The organism is Martelella mediterranea (assembly GCF_004342225.1).
GTDB lineage: Bacteria > Pseudomonadota > Alphaproteobacteria > Rhizobiales > Rhizobiaceae > Martelella > Martelella mediterranea_B.
In genome coordinates, this window is the sequence record NZ_SMAR01000032.1 from 1 (window position 1) to 24,176 (window position 24,176).

A 24,176-nucleotide genomic window follows, 5' to 3' on the forward strand; every position below is an offset into this window, starting at 1 on the left:
ACAGCAATCATGCGAAAGCTTATCGAAATCGCAAACGCACTCATCCGCGACGACAGAAAATGGGCGCAAAATCCTGCTTGATAAAGACGGATACTCTAACCTATTGAATATAAGCATCGGCCCGAAAATCGATTCCGATTTTCGGGCCGATGCTGTAGCTGAGGAACTGTTGGTTTCCACGCAGAGAGCTTTAAAAGCGCGATGCCACCCATGAATGAAAGCCATGGGGTGGCATCGTTGCTGCATATACTTGTTCCTAAGCCGCTATTCGGCTGCCTCGGCGTAATCGCTCATCGGCGGGCAGGCGCAGACGAGGTTGCGGTCCCCATAGACATTGTCCACCCGGTTCACCGGCGGCCAGTATTTGTCGACGCGGAAGGCGCCGGGCGGAAAACATGCCTCTTCACGGGAATAGGCGTGGTTCCACTCACCGACGAGGTCTTCTACCGTGTGGGGTGCATTCTTGAGCGGGTTGTCGGCGCGGTCAGCCGTGCCATCTTCAATCGCCCGGATTTCATCACGAATGGCAAGAAGTGCATCGCAGAAGCGGTCCAGCTCGGCTTTGGTTTCCGATTCCGTTGGCTCGATCATCAGAGTTCCGGGAACGGGAAAGCTCATTGTCGGAGCATGAAAGCCACAATCGATCAGCCGTTTTGCGATGTCGTCGACACTGACATCTGCGCTGTCTTTCATTGGGCGCGTATCAATGATGCACTCATGAGCAACACGGCCCTTTTCCGACTTGTAGAGCACATCATAGGCTCCTTTCAGCCGGGCTGCGATATAGTTGGCGTTCAGGATCGCAACGCGTGTTGCCTGCGTCAGTCCTTCTCCGCCCATCATCAGGCAGTAACTCCACGAGATTGGCAGTATTGAAGGCGACCCGAAAGGCGCTGCTGAAACCGCGCCGCCATCCACATTGTTTGCAGGATTGCCGGGCAGGTGCGGGGCCAGATGCGCCCTGACGCCGATCGGTCCCATGCCCGGACCGCCGCCGCCATGAGGAATGCAGAAGGTTTTGTGCAGGTTCAGATGACTGACATCAGATCCGATGTCGCCGGGGCGCGAAAGTCCGACCATGGCATTCATATTCGCGCCGTCGAGATAAACCTGACCACCGTGCTCATGGGTAATGTCACAAACCGTTTTCACGGTCTCTTCAAACACGCCATGGGTAGACGGATAGGTGATCATACAGGCAGCAAGATTTTCCGCATGCTGGCTGGCTTTATCGCGAAAATCATCGATATCGATATCACCGTTTTCGCGTGCCTTGACCGGCACAACTTTCATGCCTGCCATTTGCGCCGAGGCGGGGTTCGTGCCATGGGCTGACATGGGAATAAGGCAGATGTTGCGATGGCTCTCGCCATTGGCGCGGTGATACCTGCGAATGGTCAGCAGTCCTGCATATTCCCCCTGAGCGCCGGAATTCGGCTGCATGGAAAATGCATCATAGCCGGTGATGGCGCAGAGCTTTTCCGTCAGGTCGGAAATCATTTCGCGGTATCCAGCTGTCTGATTTTCCGGTGCGAAGGGATGAATATCTGCAAACTCCGGCCAGGTGATCGGCAGCATTTCCACTGTGGCATTCAGCTTCATGGTGCATGATCCAAGCGGGATCATCGCCCGGTCAAGTGCCAGATCCCGGTCCGAAAGCCGGCGCATGTAGCGCGTCATTTCGCTTTCGGCGCGGTTCATGTGAAAGATCGGGTGCGTCATGTAAGCGCTTGTTCGCAATAGACTTTGTGGAAGTCTGTAATCCGAATCGAATTCCGAAATTGAAAAACTACCGCCGAAAGCATCCCATACGGCTTCGACATGGGCGGGACGTGTGCGTTCGTTGACGGAAATTCCGATTTTGGTGTCGCCGACCTTGCGCAGGTTAATGCCGTTTTCTACCGCATTGCGCATGATCAGTCCCTGAAAGGCCCCGACTTCGACGGTGATCGTGTCGAAGAAGTTTTCGGGCTCGATCTTAAAGCCGAGCGCTTCCAGACCCCTAGCCAGAAGAACGCCTTTGCGGTGAACCTGCTGCGCAATCGCCTTCAGCCCGTCCGGCCCGTGGAACACGCCATACATGGACGCCATAACAGCAAGAAGCACCTGGGCCGTGCAGATGTTGGACGTCGCCTTTTCGCGGCGGATGTGCTGTTCGCGGGTCTGCAGGGCAAGCCGGTAGGCGCGATTTCCACGGCTGTCGACCGAGACCCCCACAAGACGACCCGGCATGGAACGCTTGTAGGCGTCCTTGACCGCCATGTAGGCCGCGTGCGGGCCACCATAACCAAGCGGTACGCCAAAGCGCTGCGATGAGCCGATGGCGATATCGGCGTCCATCTCGCCCGGCGATTTCAGAAGCGTCAGCGCCAGCGGGTCAGCCGCCATCACCGCAATCGCTTTTGCGTCATGCAATGCAGTGATGGTCGATGTGAAATCGTGAATATGGCCGAAAGTCCCTGGATACTGAAAGATCGCGCCGAAAACATTTTCGGCGATAAGGTCAGTCAGCGGATTGCCAACTACGATCTCCCATCCAAGCGGCTCAGCACGGGTTTTGAGAAGAGCAATCGTTTGCGGATGACAGTTCTCGTCGACAAAGAAGGCCGTGGCTTTCGATTTGGCAACGCGGTTTGCCATTGCCATCGCTTCTGCCGCCGCTGTTGCCTCGTCGAGAAGCGAAGCGTTGGCGACATCAAGCCCCGTGAGGTCAGCGATCATTGTCTGGAAGTTCAAAAGGGCCTCAAGGCGTCCCTGACTGATTTCCGGCTGGTAAGGCGTATAAGCCGTATACCAGGCCGGGTTCTCCAGAATATTGCGCTGGATTACCGGCGGGGTAATGGTGCCGTAATAGCCCTGACCGATCATTGAGGTCAGTGGTTTGTTCTTGTTTGCCGTTTCGCGCAGCTTGTCGAGCGCTTCTCGCTCGGTCATTGCCGGTCCCCATTCAAGCGGGGCATCCTGCCGGATTGCAGCGGGAACAGTGTCATCAATCAGCGCATCGAGGCTTTCGTAGCCAATCGTTTTCAGCATCTCCGACATTTCCGCCGGTGATGGGCCGATATGACGCCGGTTGGCGAAGTCATACGGCTGATAATCAGTAAACTGGAATTCTGCAGGCGTTGTCATCAGGCGATGAACTCCTTGTAGGCCGCTTCATCCATCAGCGGGTCTGCATCGGCCGGATTATCGAGCTTCAGTTTAAAAAACCATCCGTCGCCCATCGGCTGCTCGTTGACGAGCTCCGGCTTGTCGGCAATGGCTTCGTTGACCTCGGTAATTTCGCCCGCCAGCGGGCAGAAAACGTCAGAGGCTGCTTTGACGGATTCCACGGTTGCCGCATCGTCGTTCTTGTCGAATTTGGCGCCAACCTCCGGCAGTTCCACAAAAACGAGGTCGCCAAGCTGTTCAGCTGCGTGGGCCGTGATGCCAACGGTTGCAACACCATCTTCGATCTTCAGCCACTCATGTTCTTCAGTAAATTTAATGGTCATTGTAAAGGCGTCCCGCTCAGCGTTTGTAGGTGGGTTTAATAAAAGGCATTTCAGCGATGGTAACGGGCAGGTATTTGCCGCGTACTTCCGCAAAAATCGTCTTTCCGGCTTCAGCACAGTCTGTGGCAACATAGCCCATTGCGACCGGCGTGCCGGCAGAGGGGCCGAATGAGCCAGAGGTCACATAGCCGATTTCAGTCGTGCCGGTTTCGTCTGCGAATAACCGCGCTGGTGGGCGGATCGGTGCACGGCCTTCAGCTTTCAGCCCGACGCGAAGGCGCGATACGCCATCTGAGAGCTGCCGGAAAATTGTCTCGCTTCCCGGAAAGCCACCGGCGCGATCGCCACCGGGGCGGCGGGCTTTCTGCATGCCCCAGACCAGCGCCGCTTCAACCGGCGTCGTTGTTTCATCGATATCGTTGCCGTGAAGGCAAAGTCCGGCTTCCAGTCGCAGCGAATCGCGCGCACCAAGGCCAATCGGCTCGCAGTCTTCATGCGCCAGCAGTCGTCGTGCCAGATCTTCTGCCTTTTCAGCTGGTACGGAAATTTCAAACCCGTCCTCGCCAGTATAGCCGGATCGGGAGATGATGCAGGTCGTTCCCTCAATTTCGCAGGCGCGGACATCCATGAATTTCATGTCCGTAACGGCTTTGCACAGTGACATCAAAACGGCTTCCGCCTTTGGTCCCTGAAGCGCAAGCAGCGCCTTGTCATCGAAGTGCTCCTCAACCACACAAAGGTCTGAAACATTCGTCTTGAGATGTAAAAGGTCGGCATCCTTGCAGGCAGCATTTACGATCACCAGAAGATGATCGCCGCGGTTTGCAACCATCAGGTCATCCAGTATGCCGCCGTTTTCGTCGGTGAAAAAGGCATATCGCTGACGTCCGGCTTTCAGGCCTGCAATGTCAACCGGAACCAGCTTCTCAAGAGCCAGCGCGGCATCTGCGAGATTGCCTGAGATCGGCTTGAGGTAGATCTGCCCCATGTGGGAAACGTCGAAAAGTCCAGCTTTTTCACGTGTATGCAGGTGTTCTTTCATGACGCCAAGCGGGTACTGAACCGGCATATCATAGCCGGCAAACGGCACCATGCGTGCGCCGAACGTCTGATGAAGAGCGTGGAGCGGTGTGTGTTTCAGGGAAGTATTGTCGTCCAACAAAATGCCTCCGGATTGCGTATCATAACGCCGGCTCAAAAGGTTGGGCAAATCTGTTGATTTACCGCGCGAATGAGCCCCCTCTGTCCTGTGCGCCTGAGATTATTATCCCTTCGGCCAGCCCGCCTTGAAGTTCCAAGGAAAGCCTTGTCTCCAGAGTTATCGATTGCGTGCTGGTCCTTTTGCCTGAGAGTTTCCGGGGCAGTTGCTCCTTCGGCCTCGTCCTGAGTGACGACTTCTCCCGGCACGCTTTTGGCTGTGATTATCCGCGAACCCGGTGACATTGCAAGAGGGCTTCTCACGAATTCCATTTGATATTTCATCGTGAATGCCGCGCGATAGCCTGGAACGTCGCCGAGATGGTTTTATCAGACATGAAAAACACAGGGGCTTGCTCGTTGGCCCCGGCTTTGAAAAGATCGTCGCAGGTTTTCAATCTCTGCATAAAAGGAATTTCCGGGTGTCTCAGATATTTACGCATGCGCTTCTCGCCGCCGCCGGTGGCGCGCTTGGAACTGTTGGGCGTTACTTCGTCGGCTTGTTTGCAGAGCGTTTATGGGGACCTAATTTTCCGTGGGGTACGTTGATCGTCAATGTAGCTGGTTCGCTGATGATCGGTCTTCTTGTTGAGGCAGTCGCCAGAGCGATGAACCAGTCTGCAGATATGCGGGTGTTCATCGTGACCGGGTTCCTTGGTGGTTTTACGACATTCTCATCGTTTTCACTTGATACGATGAACATGCTGGAGCGCGGTGATGTCGTGCCCGCTCTGCTTTATGTGCTTGGATCGCTGATCATCGCGTTTGCCGCTGTTTTCGCTGGGCTCGCGATTGGCCGGATGGTTTTTTAAACCATTTCAATTCTGCGCATCTTGCGCTAGAAGCCAGCCCTTAAGAGCAAGGGTTTAAGAGCAATGGCAGGTATCGAACATATCGAGGTAGATCAGGACGAAGCGGATATGCGCCTCGATCGCTGGTTCAAGGTGCATTATCCGGGGCTGGGCTTCGGCGCACTGCAAAAGCTGTTGCGCTCGGGGCAGGTACGGGTCGATGGTGGCCGGGTTAAATCCGATACCCGCGTTCAGCCCGGTCAGACGGTGCGCATTCCGCCCATGCAGGCCGATCATAAAAAGTCTGGCCCGATTGCGGGCAAAGCACTCAAGCACTCTCCCGATGCCGAGCTTCTGTCGCGGATGCTGATCTATGAAGACAAGCGTGTGTTTGTGCTTAACAAGCCGGCTGGAATGGCAGTGCAGGGCGGTTCGGGTGTCGTGAGGCACATCGATAAGATGCTGGAAGCGTGGACAAACCAGAAGGGCGAGAAGCCCAGGCTTGTTCATCGTCTGGATCGTGACACATCCGGCGTTCTGGTCATCGCTCGCTCGCGCGGCGCGGCACAGAAGCTGACGGAGGCCTTTCGCCATCGCACCACAAAGAAAACCTATTGGTCGCTTGTGAAAGGCATGCCGCGCAAGAATGAGGATAAGATTTCAACCTGGCTTGTGAAAGAGCAGACGCCGGATGGTGACCGCATGCGGGTTGCCAGACACGGTGAGCCGGATTCCGATCATGCTGTGTCGTACTATCGTGTCGTAGATACGGTTGCGAACCGGCTGACCTGGCTGGAGATGGAGCCTTATACCGGACGAACCCACCAACTGCGTGTTCATGCGCTGCATATCGGGCACCCGATCATCGGGGATCCGAAATACTTTATTGATGACCCGAACTGGGAGTTTCCGGGCGGCATGCAGAAGAGACTGCATCTGCACGCGCGCCACATCGATATTCCGCATCCCGATGGCGGGCGGCTGAAGGTCACTGCACCACTGCCGCCGCATATGGTTCAAAGCTGGAACCTGCTTGGTTTTGACGCAGATCGTGAAGATCTTGCGAAGGATTGATACGTGACAACAAAACTCGTTCTTTTCGATTGCGACGGCACGCTTGTCGACAGTGCGCGCCGGATTCACGAAACAATGCGGCGTGCCTTCGTCGCGTTCGGTTATCCCGAGCCCGGTTATGATGCTGTGAAAGCAACCATAGGGCTCTCTCTGGATGTCGCCATGGCAGAACTTTTGGGGCGCGCAGTCCGGAATTCGGAGATTGTTGAAATACGAAAATATTTCAAGTCTTTGTTTGCTGAAGTTCATGCAGATCCTTCGATGATGGAACAGCTCTTTGAAGGCATCGATACGCTCATTGGCGCGCTCTCGCAGCAAGATGATATCGTCATTGGAGCGGTGACCGGAAATTCACGCCGCGGACTTGAGCATGTGCTTTCAATGCATGGTCTGAAACCGCATTTCAGCGTTTCGCGCACTGCCGATGATTGCCCTTCCAAGCCCAATCCGGCAATGGTGCTTGAATGCTGCGCCGATCAAAATATACACCCGGAAAATGCTGTGGTGATTGGCGATGCAGCTTTCGATATGGCGATGGCTGTTGCTGCCGGTGCTGGTTCCATTGGTGTCAGCTGGGGATATGGATCGGTTTCGGATCTGAAGAAAGCAGGTGCAGGCGCAATTGCTTCGCATCCGGATGAAATTCCGGCACTTCTGCTCGGTGAACGCGATCTTTCAAAAGTTGTCGATTGTATTGATACAATTGGATGACGCTGCATGGCAGGGACAGACAGGATGAAACTTGTACTCTTTGATTGCGACGGCACACTCATCGACAGCATTGCGATCATTCAGGAGACGATGACCCGGACGTTCCGTTCTTTCGGTTATTCCGAGCCTTCTGTCGATGAAACGCGCGCAACGGTCGGCCTGACGCTCGACGTTGCCATCGCACGCTTACTAGGGCGTGAAGCCGTTGATGCCGAATGCAGTGACATGATGGGCTATTATCGGTCGCTGTTCGTTCAGGTCCGCTCTGATCCGGCCATGCAGGAAAAGCTGTTTGATGGCATTCGGCCAATGCTGGAGCAATTATTTCTGCATGACGATATCCTGGTCGGAGCGGTGACAGGAAAATCCCGGCGTGGTTTGGATCACATGCTGAAAACGCATGGTTTCAGCCGCAACTTCATAACAACACGGACTGCGGACGACTGCCCTTCCAAGCCCAATCCGGCGATGGTTCTGGAATGCTGCGCTGAAACCGGAATGGAGCCATCTGAGGCGATTGTGATCGGTGATACTGTTTTCGATATCGAAATGGCAAAATCTGCAGGCGCGCCTTCGCTCGGTGTGTCATGGGGCTATGGAGCGCCGGCTGAACTGTTGCGGACAGGCGCATCTTCGATTGCAGAAACGCCGTCTGACATTCTGAAATTTGTTTTAGAGGGGGCAGTATGACTTCCGAAACTGACAATAAAGCCAACCCGGTTCTACGGGCTCAGGAACTGATGCGGGCAGAATTGCCAAAGCGGTTCTACAAGCTGGCGAGTGTTGAGCCACGTGAAGGCGGTCGTGCTGTATTGCTGGATGGCCGTCCGGTTAAAACGCCGGGCCGCAATGTCCTTCTTTTGCCCACTGACAGTGCTGCCAGCCTGGTGCGCGACGAATGGGAGCAACAGAAAGAGGTTATTGATCCGGCCAGAATGCCGATAACCCGACTTGCCAATACGGTTATCGATGGCGTGACCTTGAACCATGAAGCCGTGTTTGAAGAGATCATCGCCTATAGCGGCAACGACATGCTTTTCTATCGTGCTGAAAGCCCGCGCGAGTTGGTCGATCGCCAGCATGAGAAATGGGATCCGATTCTGGACTGGGCTGGTGAAGAACTTGGTGCCCGTTTTGTGCTTGTGGAAGGCATCGTTCACGCTGGCCAGCCCGAGGAAAGTATTTTGGCCATACGGCGCGAAATGGGGCAGCATCGCGATCTCTTCGCGCTTGGAAGCCTGCATGTGATCACGACGGTTACCGGTTCGGCGTTGCTGGCGCTGGCGCTTGTCAGAGGTCGTATTGATCTGGACGAGGCGTGGCAATTGGCCAACCTTGAAGAAGACTGGACGATTGAGCACTGGGGGCGCGATGAGGAAGCTGATAAGCGTCGTGCAAAACACTATGAAGACCTGAAGGCGGCGCATGATCTGGCGAAAGCCGTTCAGGAGTAGCGCTGTTTCGCGGCCCGTTTTGGCCAAGGATATCAGTTGCAAAGGCCCGCAGCGAACAAACGCTGCGGGCTTTTTTCATCGTACTGATCGGCAGGCGCTGGTTATCCCAGACGCGTTGCATGCCAGCGCAGGTGGTCATCCATAAACGTTGAAATGAAGTAGTATGAATGATCGTAGCGCTCATGCATGCGGAGCGTCAGCGCGATGTCGGTTCCTTTGACGGCATCTTCGAACATCCACGGCTTGAGACCGTTTTCGAGGAAACCATCGGCCTTGCCCTGATCGATCAGGAATTCGGGGAAACGCGCGCCATCTTCCACCAGTGCGCAGGCATCATACTGCCGCCACTGGCTCTGATCCTTGCCGAGATACTGTTCAAGCGCCCCGATTGACCAGTCTGAGGTCATTGGCGAAACGATGGGCGCGAAGGCCGAGCAGCTTTTGAAGCGCTCCGGATTCTTCAGCGCAATCGTCATTGCGCCGTGGCCGCCCATAGAATGGCCGAAAATCGCCTGACGGCTCATGTCTGCGCGGAAATTTTCCGCCACCAGAGCCGGAAGCTCTTCGGTTATGTACGTGTACATCCGGAAATTTGCAGACCAGGGGGCTTCTGTCGCGTCGATATAAAAACCAGCGCCTTGCCCGAGCTGCCAGTTTGTAAGCTCATCGGGAATATCCTTGCCACGGGGACTTGTGTCCGGGCAGACGATGATCAGGCCGAGCTCTGCGGCCAGACGGCGATATTCACCCTTTTCCATGACGTTAGCATGCGTGCAGGTCAGGCCTGAAAGGTACCAGACAACCGGGCAGGGCTCTTTTGTTGCCTGCGGTGGAACGAACACAGCAAAGGTCATTTCACAGCCACAGGCGGTCGAGTCGTGAGAGAAAACGGCCTGCATCCCGCCAAAGGCGGTATTTTCAGACAGGATATTCATGGCTGGCTCCTTGGAAAATCAGTCAGCTTTATGTTGATTGATGGACTTTGCCTGACGGCAAAACCGCTCCATCGTTTGCAGGAATGACGACCGGTCCCGTGCCGAAAACGCAGCGTTATAGCCCTTGCTTTCGCCGGTCTCGCGCAGGTGCTGTCCGAGATCACGCATGGCACGCGCGGTCCCGATGTTGGTCGCATCAAAGATTCGACCGTTCGGACCGGTTACCAGTGCGTTTTCCGCGACGCAACGCTGTGCCAGAGGGACATCGGCGGTGACGACAATATCTCCGGATGAGGCCCGTTCTGCAATCCAGTCATCGGCGGCATCAAAACCATCGGAGACAATGACATTGCGGACCATAGGGTCGCGCGAGGGGCGCAGCCCTGAGTTTGCAACAAAGGTAACCGGAATGTTGTGACGCTCTGCCACCTTGATGACTTCAGCTTTTACCGGGCAGGCATCTGCATCCACGTAGATCATGACGCGATACTGCCTGCCGGGGAGCGTAACATATCCACATGCGGTATCCCGTCTTCGAGATATTCTTCCGATGTCGTGACAAAGCCTGCGCGTCCGTAAAAGCGCTGAAGATGGCTCTGCGCCGAAATTTCGATTGGGATATCGCCGTAGAGCCTCTCGCATGCGGTGATCGCCTCATCCATCAGAACAGGACCGAGATGTTCGCCCCGCCTTAAAGGCGCAACGATGACGCGACCGATCCGCGCGGCTGAATTCCCTTTTTCCGGGGCAAACAGCCGCGCATATGCGATCAGGTTATCACCGTCGAGAAGCCGCAGATGGAGCGCTTCGCTGTCCTTGCCGTCGAGTTCGGGGTAGGGGCAGTTCTGCTCCACCACGAAAACATCAACGCGCAGTTTCAGCACGTCATACAGTTCGGCAGGTGTGAGCGCCTCCATGCGGGACAGCTCGACAGTATACGCGCTCATCAGTAAACGACCACCGAACGAATGCTCTCGCCCTTGTGCATCATATCGAAGCCTTTGTTGATGTCCTCAAGCTTCAGAAGATGGGTGATCATCGGATCAATTTCGATTTTACCATCCATGTACCAGTCGACGATTTTGGGAACATCGGTCCGTCCTCTGGCGCCGCCAAAAGCCGTCCCCATCCATGACCTTCCCGTCACAAGCTGGAAGGGGCGGGTGGAGATTTCCTGACCAGCGCCAGCGACACCGATAACCACGGATTTACCCCAGCCGCGATGAGCGCTTTCGAGAGCCTGACGCATGACATTGGTGTTGCCGGTGCAGTCGAACGTGTAATCGGCGCCGCCGATGGTGTCGGCACCACGTTTGGTCATGTTGATCAGGTAGGGGACAATCTCTTCGCCGACTTCTTTCGGGTTGACGAAGTGAGTCATGCCAAAGCGTTCCCCCCATTCCTTTTTCTCGTTGTTGAGATCAACGCCCACGATCATGTCAGCGCCGGCAAGCCGCAGCCCCTGAATAACATTCAGCCCGATACCGCCGAGGCCAAACACAATGGCTGTCGATCCGACTTCGACCTGAGCCGTGTTGACGACAGCGCCGACACCGGTCGTAACACCGCAACCAATGTAGCAAGCCTTGTCGAAGGGCGCATCCGGATTGATCTTTGCCACAGCGATTTCGGGCAGAACCGTGTAATTGGCAAAGGTGGAGCAGCCCATGTAATGGTGTATCGGCTTGCCATCGAGCGAGAAGCGGCTGGTGCCATCGGGCATCAGGCCTTGTCCTTGGGTGGAGCGGATCGCGGTACATAGATTGGTCTTGCGCGAAAGGCAGGAGGGGCACTCCCGGCATTCAGGCGTATAAAGCGGAATAACATGGTCACCTTTTTTCACCGAGGTGACCCCGGCGCCGACATCGACAACAACGCCTGCGCCTTCATGGCCCAGAATTGCCGGGAAAATACCTTCCGGATCTGCGCCTGAAAGAGTGAAGTCATCGGTGTGGCAAAGACCTGTGGCCTTCACTTCGATGAGGACTTCACCTGCTTTCGGCCCTTCCAGCTGAACCGTTGCGATTTCAAGCGGTTTTCCCGCTTCAAGGGCGATTGCTGCGCGCACATCCATTGGCATTTCCTCCTGCCCGAATGAAGATCTGATTTTATACAAGAAACTGTGACATGCGGCGGCTAGATTGCGCAAGAGTGTTTCCCTGCACGCAACTGCATACATAGCGAGCTGTGCGCATTTACGGGATCTGCCATGACTGGCGTTTAGCCGCAGAATTGGCTAAATATAATTTAAAAGACCGGGAATTCCGGCAGAATTTAAAGGGATGGAGAGGACCTCTTATGGCGCAGCTCGATGAGCATTACTACGCCGATGATACGCTTGGCGGGCGGCTGCTTGCCGCCCGGGAAAGTGCCGGGCTGACGATGGCTGCGCTTTCAAAGCAGATTGGTGTCTCTGCTTCCAGTGTCAGGGACTGGGAGTGCGACCGCGCTGCGCCTCAGACCGATCAGCTCGTTCGAATGGCCGCTGTCATGGGCGTCCGCCCGCTCTGGCTGATGTCTGGCGATGTTGATGGAGCAGCACAGGCGTCCAGACGTTCAATCGCCGCTGATCGCAGTCAGAGGCGCGAATTTATTGATTTCTCGACCCTGCGCCGCTCGACGACCGATGGCCGCATTATCGTTGGAATTACGCTCCGTTCGGCGCGGTCGCGTTCAACCCACTAGAGTATGCCTGTCCGCTCAGATGATTCGGAACGATCAGGCTGTCGGTCCGAATACCTGTTCGAAGGCCTGACGGTAGCGCATGTCGACGTCTTCCATTGTTACCGGTAAACCAAGATCGATGAGACTGGTAACGCCGTAGCCGGAAATTCCGCATGGCACGATACCGGTGAAGTGCGACAGATCAGGTTCGACATTGATCGACAGGCCGTGAAAGCTGATCCAGTGGCGAAGCCGTATGCCGATTGCAGCGATCTTGTCTTCTGATTCCGCCCCATTGGGTAATGGCGGCTTTTCAGGACGGCGCACCCATACGCCCACGCGGTCTTCGCGCCGTTCTCCGCGTATATTCATTGAATCCAGAGTTCGTATGATACTGTCTTCAATGGCGGCAACAAATGCCCGGACGTCACGTTTCCGGCGCTTCAGATCAAGCATGATGTAGACGACGCGCTGTCCGGGCCCGTGATAGGTGTATTCGCCGCCACGCCCGGTCTCAAATACCGGAAAGCGGTTTGGCACGAGCAGATCCTGAGCGCGTGCGCTTGTGCCTGCAGTATAAAGTGGCGGATGCTCCACCAGCCAGACAAGTTCGTCGGCCTCACCATGCGCGATGCGCTCGACCTCCTGCTCCATGAACGCGATTGCTTCCGGATAAGGCGTAAGCCCTTCGGAAACCAGCCAGCGCACAGGCGGCTCTGAGTCGGATTCAGGATGCATGAGGGTGTCGAGTTCGCGTCTTTCCATGAGAATCTCCTTACAGATTTCAGGCGCTTCGGCAAGCCGGGCAGAGCATTTGCGAGAATGTATCGAATAATTGAAAAAAAACGCTTTTGAGCGCTTGTGTGCTGTCAGTCCTTTTGCTACATGCAGCGGCGCCGGAGCAATCTGGCATCTACCACGATGCGGTCGTGGCGGAATTGGTAGACGCGCAGCGTTGAGGTCGCTGTGGGGCAACCCGTGGAAGTTCGAGTCTTCTCGACCGCACCATTTACACCAAGCGGGTGTAATGTTTTCAAGAATTTAGTGTCGTAAGTGTACCACGTCATAACCATGCGTGGGACACATTGAGTCTTTCCATCGCATTCACAGCGAGTTTCCAGCGCTGCACGCGGCGCGTATAGACCTCGCTTGTCTTGGCCTCTGAATGACCGAGAATCGCCATCATTTCATATTGGGAGCATCCGAGTTCAGCCAGCAATTCGGCTAGGCCTTTACGCACACCATGCGCAGACAGGTGCGGCAATCCCGCCGTGACGCACCAGCGTTTGAACATTGCTGACATGCTGTCACCGCTGGCGAACGGCCTACCTCCTCGACCGAGAACATACGTTGCGCCCTGAACCTTTGATTCTCGCGTTGCGGTCTTGAGTGGCGGCAGCAAGGGGATAACGACCTCGCTCGACCCTTTCTTTTTCGGTGTCCAACGAAGGGCCTCGACGCCCTCAATCGTGCATTCGTGGCTGCGTCCAAGCATCGTCAGGTCTTCGATCCTACAGCCGGTCCAAAGTAGAACTGACATCGCGATGTGTGCCTTGCTGCCAGCCGGGTGGGTCGCGAAAAAGGCTTTGACATCTGCCGCTTTCCAAGGCGTTGCACCGTTTCCTTTTTTGTAGGTTCTATCGATCCCGCGTGCCGGGTTCTGGCTTATGTATTTACGCTTGATAGCCCAATCATACATGACTGCGACTGCCTCAATGAAAGCGTGAGCCTGCGCTGGTGTCGCGCTCATATCATCCTGCATGGCGATCAGCTTTTCCTGCGGTATAAGCATGACCTTGTCAGGATCGACTGTAAGCCTTTTCAATAGGTTGCGCTTCTTTTTTAGTGTCTTGATGCTGGTTGTTCCCGCTTCGACACGTTTTTCCAAAAACTCAAAATAAAGATGCACAAGCCAGCCGATGGAGCGTGCTTTCGCATAGTCGGACGCCTTTTGTATTGGCTGCGGTTTGTCTCCGGCTCGGGCAATCAGGTATTGCCGTTGGAAGTCGTCGTCATCCGGGCCGCAATGGATCCTGATCTTGACGTTTCTTCGACCTTCTGGACGCACGCGCCAGCGGAAATTGCCAGACGGAAGCTCTTCGCGCACAAGCCCGGGATAGTTCACTTTCATTTTAGCCCTCACCATTCTTTCAGGCCCTCATCATTTGGCGCGGGGCTTTTCGGCTCAATGCCAGCAAAGTGGATTTCATACTGTCCACCGGTTATGCACAGCCTTTCCACAGACAGGCCTTCCTCCCGGGCAGCGCGCAACGCTTTGCGCAATGCCGCCTCGCTTGAGCGTAAACGCGTCTGTTTTTCTGGCAGGGGCGGGCTGTTGTGTGCGATCATCCTCTTCGCCTCCAGTGTTCAAAATCTTTGACCATCGCGCGCCAGCGGGCGGCGGCTTGGCGGTCTTGGTTCAAGTCTGCGCGGCTGGCGATCATCAGTGCCTTGCGCACAGCGTCCGTCACGCGTTCGTCTGTCAGCGGCCTTGCGATGCCATGGCGGGCTTCCATGAAAGCTTTGAATGCCGGTTCTGAACACTTCATCGCGCATTCAGCCGCGTAATCCTTCGCCGGCCTGCCGCCTTTTTCTTCAAGCTTGAGGCGCAATGCATTCAGGTCAGCGTTCTGGCGCTCCGTCAGCTGCTTGAGTGCATCCACCATGCGGATGAGCTGCGCGGGGATGTCTGCGTGCTTCAAGAGCAATTCCCGGTTCGCTGTCGGGCATGTGTGCGGCACGGATGCCATGACTTCGGGTTCAGCCGGGTCCATGCCGTCTGTTTCGCGGTGAAGGCCTGCTGTATCCGACGAAATTTCTTTGACCGGCGCGGCACTGACGACAAGCGAGCGTATCCGCTCCAGCCGTTCTTTGGCGGGCAGGTGTGATTGCGTCATTGCTTGCGCGCCTGATGCTTTGAAATGGAGGCGCGCGTTCGTTTTATCGATCTGAGCGTGGCAACGCCCGCGATCAGGGAATAAGCTGTGACAGCAAGACATGCTCCACAAAAGAAACCTGTTAGGTGATCCAATGTCATCTGGTGCCTCAATCCAATCAATAATGAAAGATATGCTTTCATCTAATTGCATAAAAAATGAAAGCAATGCTGTCAATTGCTTTCAGCTTGAATTGGACCCTCTCTCTCTTTCGCGATGAAACGGTTATTGAGGTGATCTTGGGTTGAGGCCGTGTGTTAGCGCCTTGAAATCACGCCGCAAATTCGTCCTAGGATCTTCAAACGGTCGAGTTCAACCGTGAAGTCCTGAAGGTTTTCGTTATCCGAAATAATAATCACTTCAGCAGGTGCGCTGAATGGAACGCGCTGGAGACGCTTGATTTGTGGTTCCGTCTCCCCATCCGAAATGGCGTAGACGGTGTCTGAGGTCATAGTGTCTTGCGAAAGGTCCACTAGAACTCGGTCTCCGGGTAGATAGGTGGGGGACATGGAATCGCCTACGACCTCCATGACAATTGTTCTGGAAGGGGAGGCTTTGGCCTCATTTCGCAAGTATTCTATCGGCAATATCCACTCGGCTTTTACAGCATGCCCCGAAATAGCATTGTTTCCGACCGGCAAGTTGATGACTTCGCCCAGTTGTCCTTGGCCCGCGCCCAGCTTTCCGTCGATCTCCGGTATGGCTCCCTCTTGCGAGCCCTGCCAGTGTTCTCGTGAGTAGCCGACTTCAGGTTGCTCTTCTTCAAGGCTGTCGGGATCGAAAGAAGAAATGATAGGTGCGTCGGGGTTGCCTCTGTTATAGGCGAGCCAGTTAAGGTCAACTTTTGCGAGCTTGCAAATCCGGCTTAGGTTTTCAATTCCAACCTCTTTGCCGGTTTCCCAATTGCCGACCGCGCCACGCGTGACTGCTGGGCCGTGCTGACTGAGCAGTTTCGCGAACTGCTCTTGTGAGCCGATCTTGAGTATCTCTGATCGCACATAGCGTATGCGTTCGCCGCGTGCCTTATCGATTTTTCTCTTGGTCATCATGCTTGGATTATGGCCGATGAAAGCTAGGCTTTCATCGAAAGATATGCTTGCAGAGTCAAGAAAGATATGCTTACAAACGGGTATGGAATATTTTTGTACCCTTGCAAAACAAACAGCTGGCGGTCCCGTCGCGCTTGCGAAGGCGATTGGAAACGTTTCGCCTCAGGCTGTCTCTCAGTGGAAACGCGTCCCAGCTGGCCGTGTGCTTCAAGTCGAACGCATTGTCAGTATCTCCAGGCACGATCTGAGGCCGGACATTTATGGTCATCACTCCAGTGAATTGGAGGCGGAATGATCATCCGAATGAAAAGTTCACCCGGCAAGAGCGCGCATATTTCCTTTCTCCTGCGGCATTCGTGCCACGGCGATGGCTACAATGCAGATATAGCGTCGCATTCAGCCGGTCGCAGTGAATGCGTTCTCCAAAATCATTCCTATAGTGAGGTGCTTTGATGCAGCGTTTGCTTGCTCAAAAGGCCGTTGATGGCCTGCGTGAAGCATCCCGTCGTGCCGTCGTCCAAGGCGGTGGGCCGGAACGTTTTCAATATGTCACGCGGCTCAATCAGAGCCAGCTTTCGAAATGCTGGATCTGTGATCCCAGCCGGAAAAATCAGCTCGTTATGGCAGTCGATGTTGCTGTTGAGGCGGACATGGAAGCAGGCGCGCCGGTCATTCTTGGCGAAATGGCGCGGCTGGAAGGCTACCGGCTTGAGCGGGATGACTTTGAAGAGGCGGGCAAGGGTGGCCTTGGTATTGCCGATATCGGTACGTTTCAGGCGGCTTTTCATGCCCTGTCGCAATCGATGATGGATGCGGCAGCCGATGGACATGTTGATGCGCGTGAAGCTGCCGACATCCTCGAACATTTCGCGAAATTTTTGCGGGTCGCGCATGCCGTCGAGTGCAAGGCCCATGACTGCGACGATGGGGGCGAGGTGTGATGAAGCCGAACGACACCAAACCTCAGACCGCTTCCAGCCGCTGCCGGATCATTTCCAGCTGCGGCTTTACCTTTTGCCTGACCTGTCACGGCAATGACTATGACGACCGCCCGTTTGCCTGCTGTTCACATCCACAAAATTCAAAGGAGCGCGCGCATGAACACGCATGACGATTCCTATGATCCGCTGGCCGTTGCCGGGCAGGATCGCACTGAAGAAAACCGCAAGGTCCGGAAAGATGTGAAAGCGGGTGGGCCGAATGTTGCGCGTGATCAGCTTCGCGCCTTCATCGAGCGGGTTGAGCGGCTGGAAGAGGAAAAATCGACAATCGCTGACGATATCAAGTCGGTCTACAGCGAGGCAAAGGCCAGCGGTTTTGACACCAAGGCCATGCGCAAGATTGTCCGGCTTCGCGGTCAGGATGAGCAAAAGCTGGCTGAAGAAGAGGCGATCCTTGATAGCTACAAGGCCGCTCTTGGCATGTTGCCACTGTTTGAAAACGACGGTGATGCGGCATGAGGGCGGCACGTATCATCAAGGTTATCTGCCCGGAATGTGTCGGTCAGGGTTACCTTTCAGAGCGAAAATTGCGGTGCGCGATGTGTTGCGGGAATGGCCGTGTGAGCGTCTGCGATGCACGCCAGCACGCGATTTCATGCCGGAAAGCTGCGGACCGGCTCGGGCCGGGAACGCTTTATCGCGCCCGCCGTCAGAGGCTCTATCAGGTTGCCGAATGGGTCTTTGAAACCATCGGAGAATTGCCGCCGTGGCGACGCCACCGGGAGGTGACCTGGTGACAGAGCTGCGCGTCCTTATCGGTTGCGAGACATCGGGTGTGGTGCGCCGCGCTTTTGCTGCGCTGGGGCATGACGTGTGGTCGTGCGATATTCTGCCTGCCGAAGATGGCAGCAACCGGCATATCATCTGCGATATCCGCGAAATCCTGCATGATGGCTGGGATTTATTGGCCGTGATGCATCCGCCGTGCACGCGGCTGTGCAACAGCGGTGTGCGCTGGCTTTCCGGTCCGCCTAAGAATGCGCCGAATGAGGCGACGCTGGCGGAAAAGCAGGCTTGGCCGGTTCTTTCTGTTGATGACCGGAGAGCCATCATGTGGCGGCTGCTGGATGAAGGCGCGGCGTTGTTTTCCGCCTGCTGGAACGCACCGGTTGACCGGGTAGCGATTGAAAACCCGGTGATGCACCGTCACGCCAAAGAACGGATCGTCAACTATCAGAAACCGGCGCAGACCGTGCAGCCGTGGTGGTTTGGCAATCGTGCGTTCAAGGCGACCTCGTTTTACCTGCGCGGGCTGCCACCTCTCATGGAAACCGATCGGCTGGAGCCGCCCAAACGCGGCACAGACGAACACAAGAAATGGTCGATTGTGCATCGGGCTTCACCGGGGCCTGACCGCTGGCGACTCAGATCACGAACATATCCGGGCATTGCCTATGCAATGGCCGATCAATGGGGCGGGGCGGCCTTATCAGCTGCCACTGCCTTGAATGGTGTACTGGAGGTGGCGTCATGAGCGAGATGCCTTATGTGCGGTTCTATATGTCTGACTGGCTTTCTGCCACACGTGGCATGAAGGCGGCGGAAATGGGCGTGTACTTCACGCTGCTGGCGCTGATGTATGAGCGCGGCGAGCCTTTGACTGAAAACCATGAGCGGCTGGCGCGGCAATGCGGGTGCACCAAAAAGGTGTTTTCGCAATACCTCGATGTGTTTGTCGATGACGGCAAAATCATCCGGGTTGAGGGCGGCCTCTGGAACCGGCGCGTGGAAAAAGAATTTCAATTTCGCGAAAAAAGTTCGGAGGACAAAAAACAGGCTGCGAAAAAACGCTGGAAAAAAGACAATAAAAACAATGCCTCGGATATGCAGCCGCATAGCACCTGCAATGCAGATGCAATGCTAAAGCCAGAAGCCAGAGTTAAGAAAGAAAGTGTTCCTAAAGGAACACAAAAGAAATCCGCAAAATCTGTTCTCTGCGAAGTGCTTTCACCCGACATCGCCGATGCCGTGATCGAACACCGTAAAGCGCTGCGCAAGCGGCTTTCGGTTCATGCGGCTGAACTGCTTTCCCACAAATTCGCCCTGATGCCTGAGCCTGACCGGGCGGCTGAAACGATGATCGGTCGCGGCTGGCAGGGTTTCGAGCCGGGCTGGGTGGCCGAACGCCCGAAGCAGGCGGCCAGAGCCTCGCCGGGCAAGCCTTCTCGCAGCGAGGAAATCAGAGATCACAATCAGCGCGTTCGAACGGGTTTGCGCAAACGGATGGGGCAAAGCGATGACAACGAAAGTGGCAACATTATCGACATCAGCCGGGGAGATTGGTCAGTTGCGCGAAGCGGTTAAACCGGCCAACGATCATCAGGCCGATATCATGCTGGACAAGCTGATGGACCGGGGTTTCGTGGTGCCGGACAGCGTGAACCCGGATGAAGCGGGCGAGTACTATGCGGAAGTGCTGCGGGGCAAGCCTATCGGTGCGATGCGCCGGGTGTTCGACAATCTTCGGTTTGGTCGTTATCCGCGCTATCAGTCCTTTCTGCCGAAACCGGCTGAGCTTTCAGCGCTGATCGATGATGCCGCAAAGCACGACCGGGAAATGCTGCGGCTGGAGCGGGAAAAGGCGGAGCGCGAGCAGGAACGTCTGGAGGCGCAGAAGCGACGGAAACTTACCCCGGAGGAGCAAGAGCGGCGGCGCGAAAAGGTTCGGAAAGCCGTGGCAGAGCTGGCGAAATCAGCGGCTGAGCAGTCGCGTGGTGGAGGCGATGATGACGAAAGCTGAAGACCGCAAAGCCGTTCGCAAGGCCTTTCTGAAATTCTATCGCCAGTGGCCCACCTATGGCGAAGACAGCGACGAACGCGCCTTTGCCGAATGGCAGGCTTTGACGGCTGAAGAGCGTGATGCTGCAACTTCGATGCTTTCAGGCTTTCTGACGTTTGAGGCGATGCATGGTCGGCAGGTAAAATTTGCCGCCAGCACCTACCTGAAGGATCGCCGCTGGCAGGGTGTGCCGGAAGGGCTTTCCAGCGCATCTGGTCCGGTGAATGCTGCGACCTATGGCAAGGCATGGATGGCTGAACGGTTTGCGCGACTTGGTGCACCGTGTGCCCGGCTGCCGTCGCTGACACGGTTTCAGGAATGGGAAATCCGGCAGGGGCATGTTGACCGGAATGCCCTGTGGCTTGAGCGCCAGCGCAAGATGGGCTGGCCGCACGTCAACGCGATGCATGAACAGGCCGTGGTTCAGCCCGCTAAGGGCGCACGTGTTTCGCCGGAGATTGCGCTTTTAGGTTCTGCTTTTGAGGCGGTGCGTGTGGGCAGCGATGAATGGGACGCTTGGATGCGCGAACACGCTGAATGCGGCTGGCCGTGGCTGCCTGACACCGGTCGGCATGAATGGGTTTATTTCCCGCGCCTTGATGGGGGAAAGCCTTCTGATGCGCTGTCGGCATTCTTCGAAAAGCTGGAACAGATGCAGGGCAGGGAGGCAGCTGAATGATAGCTTATGGTGAGATTGCAGCAAACGCCTTTGAGGCCGTTCCGGAGAAGTTCGAAGACCGGATGCGGCGCATTCGCAGGCAGTATCGTTTCCGCCTCAAACAGCCGGTTGGTGATGATGCGCCGTGGTTCGTGCTTTGTGTCAGAACCGGCTGCGAAAAACGCGTTGAAGAGGCATTGGGTGAGGCAGGTGTCGAGGTGTTTGTGCCGATGCGCAAGGGCAAGGCACGCAAGCGGCGCGGGCGCTGGCTGCCACCGAAGGATGAGGTTTTGATGATTGGCTATGTTCTGATCCGGTGCGTTTGTTCGAATGAGACGATGAACGCGCTGATGAGCTTTGAGCATGTGGCTGGCATACTGGGTGGCTGGGAAAAGCCATTCGCTGTCGGCCCTGAGAAGGTGATGAATATCAATTGCCTGGCGCGATCCGGTGAATTCAATTATGAGCGCGCTGTTGCGATCTCGCTGAAGGCTGGTGAGGTTATCCGGATAGCGGGCGGAATTTTTTCGGGCCTGTGTGGTGAGGTTGTTACGCCCAATGGCACGGGCAAAGGCGACGTGGTGGTCGAGGTGGAAATGTTCGGTCAGAAAACACCTGCAATTTTACCTCTTGCAATGATCGAAAAAATGTGAATGCTTTGGGACAGGATGCTTCGGTTCTTAGTGGAGCTTGCTCTCACGCCCGAAACCCTGCCCTTACGATAGCCGATCGGCAATGCGATTAAGGGCCAGTGCGTGAGCTATATCTTTTTCCTTTTTTTGTGTAATATGATGTTCACAACCAATGGATGGGTGCGCCGTTCGACCTGGTTGTGCGATACGCGGATCGCTGAGGCGGTCCGCGTTCTGTCTTTTGCGGTAAAGGAAGACACCGAAAACTCAGAGAGTGCGCAAAGAGATAACGGTTGTCTCGCCACCTGTCGGAGCTACTGGCTGCGAACAGCATTTCTTGCCATTGCGGCAATCAGGTCGGTTCGGGTGACGATCCCGATAATTCTGTCACCTTCAAGAATGGGAACGGCATCAACTTCACCCTCGGCCATCATCGGAAGCAGGGCGGCAACCGGGGTATCTTTTGCTGCCCTTGGGCCGGTGGTGGACATGATCCGACGGGCGTTCACTGTTTTTTCGCGGTCTCTGGCGAGTAACCGCCGGAATGCCAGTGTGAAGTCACTATTTTCCTGAAAGCCGGGTTCTCGGGCCTGATTGATCAGATGGATCTGGAATATTACACCAAGAAATTCATCATTCGTGCCAATGACGGGCAGTGAGGTAAAGCTGTGGTATCTGAACAGGTCCGCAACTTCTTTTAACCCGGTGTCCGGCCCGACTGTGATCAGATCTCTGGACATTATGTCCTCTGCTTTCAGAGGTGTTGTCGTGTGGGTCGCGGCTTGTAGTTCCGCAGCTCCTATCAATCTGGCCAGATCTTCGACGCCAAGGTTGAATGACTGGCGATATCTTTCAAGGATCTCTGTCAGCTCACCCTCAGACAATCCCAGCCGTTCCGATGGATTGCGATCTTCTGTATGGTGTTTGCTTGGATCATCGAACTGGCGGAACGGGTAACGTCGCCCGGTGAGACGGGCATATGCAGCTGCGACAAGGACAAGTGCTACGGTACCAATCGCGACAGGCGCCAGCGCGAACCAGAAACCCAGTTGATCAATCGCCTCCGGGCTCATGACGGCCGTCATTGCGACAGCACCTGCTGGCGGATGGACTGCACGGCAGAGAACTGTTGCGATGATGGAAAGACCGACAGCCAGCGCCACACTCAACGTCAGATCTGAAACAGCCATTCCGACGGCCACGCCGATCAGGGCTGCTATTGTGTTGCCGACGATGGCAGACCAGGGCTGTGCCAGTGGGCTATTGGGGACAGCGAACAGCAAAACCGACGTCGCGCCGAAAGGGGCAACCAGATAAAGCCCGAGTTGCAAATCTATAGCCGGTGATAACAGGAACAAACCCACCAGACCAAGGCCGACGAATGCACCGATCCCTGCGCGGAAAGCTTCTTTTGAAGATGCATGTGAAACGGCTGGACCAAAAGAGCGGTGAAAGTGCAAGCCGGGCTACTCCTGTTTGATACGGGTCTGGCATGTCAAAGGATTGATAATTCTCAATTGCCGGACTCAGAGAAAGGCAGGCTTCTAGATTATCCGTCAGGTTTTCACCAATAGGCAAGCTATCGGCATTTCGCCATTTTGATGTATATTAGAATTCACAACTAATGGATGGGGGCGCCGTTGAATTTGTTGTGCTGAGAAGCGGATCGCGTATGCGGTCCGCTTTTTTCGTATGAGGGCAGAGAGGTTTTTCTGCCCATGATTTCCACACAGATAGAGATTGATCTGACGCGCTTTGAGGCAAAGCTGACATCTGCCCAGCGCCGTGAGCTGCCGAAGGCGGAAATGCTGGCGCTGAACTGGCTGGCCTATGACGGGATGAAGGCTGTCCGGTCAAAGATGAAGGTGGTGTTTGACCGGCCAACGCCTTACGCGATGCGCGGGATCATCTATGACAAGGCCAGTCTTGCTGACCGGACGGCGTCTGTTGTTGCCACCGGGGACCGGACTAAGGGCGGGCTTCCGGCCACAGCCTTTCTTGGCCCGGAAATCCATGGCGGGATGCGTCGGCACAAAGCCTTCGAGGAGCAGCTCATCGGGCGCGGACTGATGGCACGCAATGAGGTGGCTGTGCCAGCGCGGATGGCGCCGCTTGATCGCTACGGCAACATGTCGAAGGGGTTTCTAAACCGTGTGATGCGGGATTTGCGGATTGATTATCGCGGAGCAGGTGCAACGCGGGTGCCTAAGAACAGTTCGCGGCGCAAACGCAAGGCCAAACCCAACCAGTATTTTGTGCCGCAGGGCAGGCCGGATCTGATCAAGGGTATCTGGTTTTCCGGACGCGGTGAGGGCGGCAGAGAATTCTATCCGGTCATCTTGTTTGTGAAGGCGACGTCCTATCGTGAGCGGCTGAAGCTGCAGAAGATTGTGACTGAGCTTGTGCGCAGCAAGAAAGACCGAACGTTTAAGCGGGCATTCCGGAAGGTGTTTGACTGAGTGATATCAGGCAGGCTGATCGATGTCGGTTGGGCTTGATGCGCGGCGGGCGCGGATAAGCTCGCCCATGAAGCGCCACTTCACTTCAACAGCCCCGGCTTCAACGGCAAGCTTTCGGCGCGAAACCGGAATATCGTAATGTTCTTTGGCGGTACCGGCATACTGCACCCAGCGACGCTGAAGGCCGATCTGGTCAGCCATGGCATGCAGCTCCTCGCTGGTGTCGGCTAGCATATGGCACATGACCATGCCTTTGAACGGCCAGCGGGTATCATCGACGTAAACAGCCATCGGTCTTGCTTTGCTTTTTTGTCTTGGCGGTGAGCGTGCCGTCTTATTCGA

31 protein-coding genes, 1 tRNA gene and 1 riboswitch are annotated in these 24,176 nt (G+C 55.6%); of the genes, 18 read left to right on the forward strand and 14 right to left on the reverse strand.

Annotation, left to right across the window (positions count from 1 at the left end):
* Positions 1-214, forward strand: a 214-nt coding sequence (locus tag EDC90_RS21090) for a hypothetical protein (RefSeq protein ID WP_207903937.1), incomplete at its 5' end; no start/stop codon positions are given.
* A gap of 50 nt (positions 215-264) precedes the next feature.
* Here the strand turns inward: EDC90_RS21090 and gcvP are convergent.
* From gcvP to gcvT, 3 genes are read right to left on the reverse strand one after another with little or no spacing between them, the layout of a single operon-like run.
* A complete protein-coding gene (gcvP, locus tag EDC90_RS16235; protein WP_132313519.1) occupies positions 265-3,129 on the reverse strand; it encodes an aminomethyl-transferring glycine dehydrogenase in 2,865 nt (954 codons plus the stop codon).
* Positions 3,129-3,494: a glycine cleavage system protein GcvH gene (gcvH, locus tag EDC90_RS16240; protein WP_132313521.1), complete on the reverse strand. Its 366-nt coding sequence runs from the start codon at positions 3,492-3,494 to the stop codon at positions 3,129-3,131. Before gcvH ends, gcvP begins: the two co-directional genes overlap by 1 nt.
* A gap of 16 nt (positions 3,495-3,510) precedes the next feature.
* The gene (gcvT, locus tag EDC90_RS16245) at positions 3,511-4,653 is read right to left on the reverse strand and encodes a glycine cleavage system aminomethyltransferase GcvT (protein ID WP_132313523.1); all 1,143 of its coding nucleotides are present in this window, start codon (positions 4,651-4,653) and stop codon (positions 3,511-3,513) included.
* A 164-nt stretch (positions 4,654-4,817) separates the two neighbouring features.
* Positions 4,818-4,907, reverse strand: a riboswitch (glycine riboswitch).
* 206 nt (positions 4,908-5,113) lie between these two features.
* On the opposite strand from gcvT, the gene crcB reads away from it, so the two are divergent.
* The 5 genes from crcB to EDC90_RS16270 all read left to right on the forward strand — a co-directional run bounded on the left by crcB (position 5,114) and on the right by EDC90_RS16270 (position 8,721).
* Positions 5,114-5,503: a fluoride efflux transporter CrcB gene (gene crcB / locus EDC90_RS16250; protein WP_245511094.1), complete on the forward strand. Its 390-nt coding sequence runs from the start codon at positions 5,114-5,116 to the stop codon at positions 5,501-5,503.
* Between the two features lie 63 nt (positions 5,504-5,566).
* The gene (locus tag EDC90_RS16255) at positions 5,567-6,556 is read left to right on the forward strand and encodes an RluA family pseudouridine synthase (protein ID WP_132313527.1); all 990 of its coding nucleotides are present in this window, start codon (positions 5,567-5,569) and stop codon (positions 6,554-6,556) included.
* Positions 6,557-6,559: 3 nt separating this feature from the next.
* A complete protein-coding gene (locus EDC90_RS16260) occupies positions 6,560-7,267 on the forward strand; it encodes an HAD-IA family hydrolase (protein ID WP_132313529.1) in 708 nt (235 codons plus the stop codon).
* 24 nt (positions 7,268-7,291) lie between these two features.
* A complete protein-coding gene (locus EDC90_RS16265) occupies positions 7,292-7,957 on the forward strand; it encodes an HAD-IA family hydrolase (RefSeq protein WP_132313531.1) in 666 nt (221 codons plus the stop codon).
* Positions 7,954-8,721 (forward strand): ATP12 family chaperone protein, encoded by a 768-nt coding sequence (locus tag EDC90_RS16270; protein WP_132313533.1) that lies wholly within the window; start codon positions 7,954-7,956, stop codon positions 8,719-8,721. Before EDC90_RS16265 ends, EDC90_RS16270 begins: the two co-directional genes overlap by 4 nt.
* Positions 8,722-8,822: 101 nt before the next feature.
* Here the strand turns inward: EDC90_RS16270 and fghA are convergent, their stop codons facing one another.
* From fghA to EDC90_RS16290, 4 genes are read right to left on the reverse strand one after another with little or no spacing between them, the layout of a single operon-like run.
* Complete coding sequence (gene fghA, locus EDC90_RS16275; RefSeq protein WP_132313535.1) at positions 8,823-9,656, reverse strand: S-formylglutathione hydrolase; 834 nt, start codon at positions 9,654-9,656, stop codon at positions 8,823-8,825.
* 18 nt (positions 9,657-9,674) lie between these two features.
* Entirely contained in the window at positions 9,675-10,136 is a 462-nt protein-coding gene (locus tag EDC90_RS16280) for a YaiI/YqxD family protein (RefSeq protein WP_132313537.1), read from the reverse strand.
* Positions 10,133-10,603: a GNAT family N-acetyltransferase gene (locus tag EDC90_RS16285; protein WP_132313539.1), complete on the reverse strand. Its 471-nt coding sequence runs from the start codon at positions 10,601-10,603 to the stop codon at positions 10,133-10,135. The genes EDC90_RS16280 and EDC90_RS16285 overlap by 4 nt, the downstream gene beginning before the upstream one ends.
* Positions 10,603-11,730 carry an S-(hydroxymethyl)glutathione dehydrogenase/class III alcohol dehydrogenase gene (locus EDC90_RS16290; protein WP_132313541.1) on the reverse strand — a complete coding sequence of 376 codons (1,128 nt, stop codon included), beginning with the start codon at positions 11,728-11,730 and terminating at the stop codon, positions 10,603-10,605. The genes EDC90_RS16285 and EDC90_RS16290 overlap by 1 nt, the downstream gene beginning before the upstream one ends.
* A 224-nt stretch (positions 11,731-11,954) precedes the next feature.
* Between EDC90_RS16290 and EDC90_RS16295 the strand changes: the two genes are divergently transcribed.
* Positions 11,955-12,341: a helix-turn-helix domain-containing protein gene (locus tag EDC90_RS16295; protein ID WP_132313543.1), complete on the forward strand. Its 387-nt coding sequence runs from the start codon at positions 11,955-11,957 to the stop codon at positions 12,339-12,341.
* A gap of 33 nt (positions 12,342-12,374) precedes the next feature.
* Here EDC90_RS16295 and lipB read toward each other — a convergent pair whose 3' ends face one another.
* Positions 12,375-13,085, reverse strand: coding sequence for a lipoyl(octanoyl) transferase LipB (gene lipB, locus EDC90_RS16300; RefSeq protein ID WP_132313545.1), 711 nt, complete (start codon positions 13,083-13,085; stop codon positions 12,375-12,377).
* A 158-nt stretch (positions 13,086-13,243) separates the two neighbouring features.
* On the opposite strand from lipB, the gene EDC90_RS16305 reads away from it, so the two are divergent.
* Positions 13,244-13,328: transfer RNA gene (locus EDC90_RS16305), tRNA-Leu, on the forward strand.
* 55 nt (positions 13,329-13,383) lie between these two features.
* Here the strand turns inward: EDC90_RS16305 and EDC90_RS16310 are convergent.
* The 4 genes from EDC90_RS16310 to EDC90_RS16325 form a co-directional block, all read right to left on the reverse strand.
* Positions 13,384-14,427 (reverse strand): tyrosine-type recombinase/integrase, encoded by a 1,044-nt coding sequence (locus tag EDC90_RS16310; protein ID WP_245511095.1) that lies wholly within the window; start codon positions 14,425-14,427, stop codon positions 13,384-13,386.
* 32 nt (positions 14,428-14,459) lie between these two features.
* On the reverse strand, positions 14,460-14,669 hold the full coding sequence (locus EDC90_RS16315; protein ID WP_132313549.1) for a hypothetical protein: 210 nt from the start codon (positions 14,667-14,669) through the stop codon (positions 14,460-14,462).
* The gene (locus EDC90_RS16320; protein WP_132313551.1) at positions 14,666-15,433 is read right to left on the reverse strand and encodes a hypothetical protein; all 768 of its coding nucleotides are present in this window, start codon (positions 15,431-15,433) and stop codon (positions 14,666-14,668) included. The genes EDC90_RS16315 and EDC90_RS16320 overlap by 4 nt, the downstream gene beginning before the upstream one ends.
* A gap of 80 nt (positions 15,434-15,513) precedes the next feature.
* Positions 15,514-16,305, reverse strand: a complete 792-nt coding sequence (locus tag EDC90_RS16325; protein ID WP_245511096.1) for a LexA family transcriptional regulator — start codon at positions 16,303-16,305, stop codon at positions 15,514-15,516.
* An 82-nt stretch (positions 16,306-16,387) separates the two neighbouring features.
* On the opposite strand from EDC90_RS16325, the gene EDC90_RS16330 reads away from it, so the two are divergent.
* The 9 genes from EDC90_RS16330 (at position 16,388) to nusG (ending at position 21,396) form a co-directional block, all read left to right on the forward strand.
* On the forward strand, positions 16,388-16,600 hold the full coding sequence (locus EDC90_RS16330) for a transcriptional regulator (protein WP_132313616.1): 213 nt from the start codon (positions 16,388-16,390) through the stop codon (positions 16,598-16,600).
* 157 nt (positions 16,601-16,757) lie between these two features.
* Positions 16,758-17,246: a hypothetical protein gene (locus tag EDC90_RS16335; protein WP_132313553.1), complete on the forward strand. Its 489-nt coding sequence runs from the start codon at positions 16,758-16,760 to the stop codon at positions 17,244-17,246.
* Positions 17,247-17,486: 240 nt separating this feature from the next.
* Positions 17,487-17,765: a DUF2312 domain-containing protein gene (locus EDC90_RS16340; protein ID WP_245511099.1), complete on the forward strand. Its 279-nt coding sequence runs from the start codon at positions 17,487-17,489 to the stop codon at positions 17,763-17,765.
* Entirely contained in the window at positions 17,762-18,043 is a 282-nt protein-coding gene (locus EDC90_RS16345) for a hypothetical protein (RefSeq protein WP_132313557.1), read from the forward strand. The genes EDC90_RS16340 and EDC90_RS16345 overlap by 4 nt, the downstream gene beginning before the upstream one ends.
* A gap of 5 nt (positions 18,044-18,048) precedes the next feature.
* Positions 18,049-18,780, forward strand: coding sequence for a hypothetical protein (locus EDC90_RS16350; RefSeq protein ID WP_207903940.1), 732 nt, complete (start codon positions 18,049-18,051; stop codon positions 18,778-18,780).
* Positions 18,777-19,610, forward strand: coding sequence for a YdaU family protein (locus EDC90_RS16355; RefSeq protein ID WP_165972872.1), 834 nt, complete (start codon positions 18,777-18,779; stop codon positions 19,608-19,610). The genes EDC90_RS16350 and EDC90_RS16355 overlap by 4 nt, the downstream gene beginning before the upstream one ends.
* A complete protein-coding gene (locus tag EDC90_RS16360) occupies positions 19,594-20,046 on the forward strand; it encodes a hypothetical protein (protein WP_132313561.1) in 453 nt (150 codons plus the stop codon). Before EDC90_RS16355 ends, EDC90_RS16360 begins: the two co-directional genes overlap by 17 nt.
* A complete protein-coding gene (locus EDC90_RS16365; protein WP_207903938.1) occupies positions 20,030-20,764 on the forward strand; it encodes a hypothetical protein in 735 nt (244 codons plus the stop codon). Before EDC90_RS16360 ends, EDC90_RS16365 begins: the two co-directional genes overlap by 17 nt.
* Complete coding sequence (gene nusG, locus EDC90_RS16370) at positions 20,761-21,396, forward strand: transcription termination/antitermination protein NusG (protein ID WP_132313565.1); 636 nt, start codon at positions 20,761-20,763, stop codon at positions 21,394-21,396. The genes EDC90_RS16365 and nusG overlap by 4 nt, the downstream gene beginning before the upstream one ends.
* Positions 21,397-21,689: 293 nt before the next feature.
* Here nusG and EDC90_RS16375 read toward each other — a convergent pair whose 3' ends face one another.
* The gene (locus tag EDC90_RS16375) at positions 21,690-22,835 is read right to left on the reverse strand and encodes an HPP family protein (protein WP_132313567.1); all 1,146 of its coding nucleotides are present in this window, start codon (positions 22,833-22,835) and stop codon (positions 21,690-21,692) included.
* Between the two features lie 258 nt (positions 22,836-23,093).
* Between EDC90_RS16375 and EDC90_RS16380 the strand changes: the two genes are divergently transcribed.
* Complete coding sequence (locus EDC90_RS16380; protein WP_132313569.1) at positions 23,094-23,834, forward strand: hypothetical protein; 741 nt, start codon at positions 23,094-23,096, stop codon at positions 23,832-23,834.
* 6 nt (positions 23,835-23,840) lie between these two features.
* Here the strand turns inward: EDC90_RS16380 and EDC90_RS16385 are convergent, their stop codons facing one another.
* Positions 23,841-24,125 (reverse strand): DUF4031 domain-containing protein, encoded by a 285-nt coding sequence (locus tag EDC90_RS16385; RefSeq protein WP_132313571.1) that lies wholly within the window; start codon positions 24,123-24,125, stop codon positions 23,841-23,843.
* Between the last annotated feature and the right edge of the window lie 51 nt (positions 24,126-24,176).

Coding starts and splice junctions, on each gene's coding strand:
- gcvP (WP_132313519.1), bottom strand. CDS start 3,129: ATGACAACGCCTGCAGAATTCCAGTTTACTGATTATCAGCCGTATGAC.
- gcvH (WP_132313521.1), bottom strand. CDS start 3,494: ATGACCATTAAATTTACTGAAGAACATGAGTGGCTGAAGATCGAAGAT.
- EDC90_RS16255 (WP_132313527.1), top strand. CDS start 5,567: ATGGCAGGTATCGAACATATCGAGGTAGATCAGGACGAAGCGGATATG.
- EDC90_RS16265 (WP_132313531.1), top strand. CDS start 7,292: ATGAAACTTGTACTCTTTGATTGCGACGGCACACTCATCGACAGCATT.
- EDC90_RS16270 (WP_132313533.1), top strand. CDS start 7,954: ATGACTTCCGAAACTGACAATAAAGCCAACCCGGTTCTACGGGCTCAG.
- fghA (WP_132313535.1), bottom strand. CDS start 9,656: ATGAATATCCTGTCTGAAAATACCGCCTTTGGCGGGATGCAGGCCGTT.
- EDC90_RS16280 (WP_132313537.1), bottom strand. CDS start 10,136: ATGATCTACGTGGATGCAGATGCCTGCCCGGTAAAAGCTGAAGTCATC.
- EDC90_RS16285 (WP_132313539.1), bottom strand. CDS start 10,603: ATGAGCGCGTATACTGTCGAGCTGTCCCGCATGGAGGCGCTCACACCT.
- EDC90_RS16290 (WP_132313541.1), bottom strand. CDS start 11,730: ATGGATGTGCGCGCAGCAATCGCCCTTGAAGCGGGAAAACCGCTTGAA.
- EDC90_RS16295 (WP_132313543.1), top strand. CDS start 11,955: ATGGCGCAGCTCGATGAGCATTACTACGCCGATGATACGCTTGGCGGG.
- lipB (WP_132313545.1), bottom strand. CDS start 13,085: ATGGAAAGACGCGAACTCGACACCCTCATGCATCCTGAATCCGACTCA.
- EDC90_RS16315 (WP_132313549.1), bottom strand. CDS start 14,669: ATGATCGCACACAACAGCCCGCCCCTGCCAGAAAAACAGACGCGTTTA.
- EDC90_RS16325 (WP_245511096.1), bottom strand. CDS start 16,305: ATGATGACCAAGAGAAAAATCGATAAGGCACGCGGCGAACGCATACGC.
- EDC90_RS16330 (WP_132313616.1), top strand. CDS start 16,388: ATGGAATATTTTTGTACCCTTGCAAAACAAACAGCTGGCGGTCCCGTC.
- EDC90_RS16335 (WP_132313553.1), top strand. CDS start 16,758: ATGCAGCGTTTGCTTGCTCAAAAGGCCGTTGATGGCCTGCGTGAAGCA.
- EDC90_RS16345 (WP_132313557.1), top strand. CDS start 17,762: ATGAGGGCGGCACGTATCATCAAGGTTATCTGCCCGGAATGTGTCGGT.
- EDC90_RS16355 (WP_165972872.1), top strand. CDS start 18,777: ATGAGCGAGATGCCTTATGTGCGGTTCTATATGTCTGACTGGCTTTCT.
- EDC90_RS16365 (WP_207903938.1), top strand. CDS start 20,030: ATGATGACGAAAGCTGAAGACCGCAAAGCCGTTCGCAAGGCCTTTCTG.
- nusG (WP_132313565.1), top strand. CDS start 20,761: ATGATAGCTTATGGTGAGATTGCAGCAAACGCCTTTGAGGCCGTTCCG.
- EDC90_RS16380 (WP_132313569.1), top strand. CDS start 23,094: ATGATTTCCACACAGATAGAGATTGATCTGACGCGCTTTGAGGCAAAG.
- EDC90_RS16385 (WP_132313571.1), bottom strand. CDS start 24,125: ATGGCTGTTTACGTCGATGATACCCGCTGGCCGTTCAAAGGCATGGTC.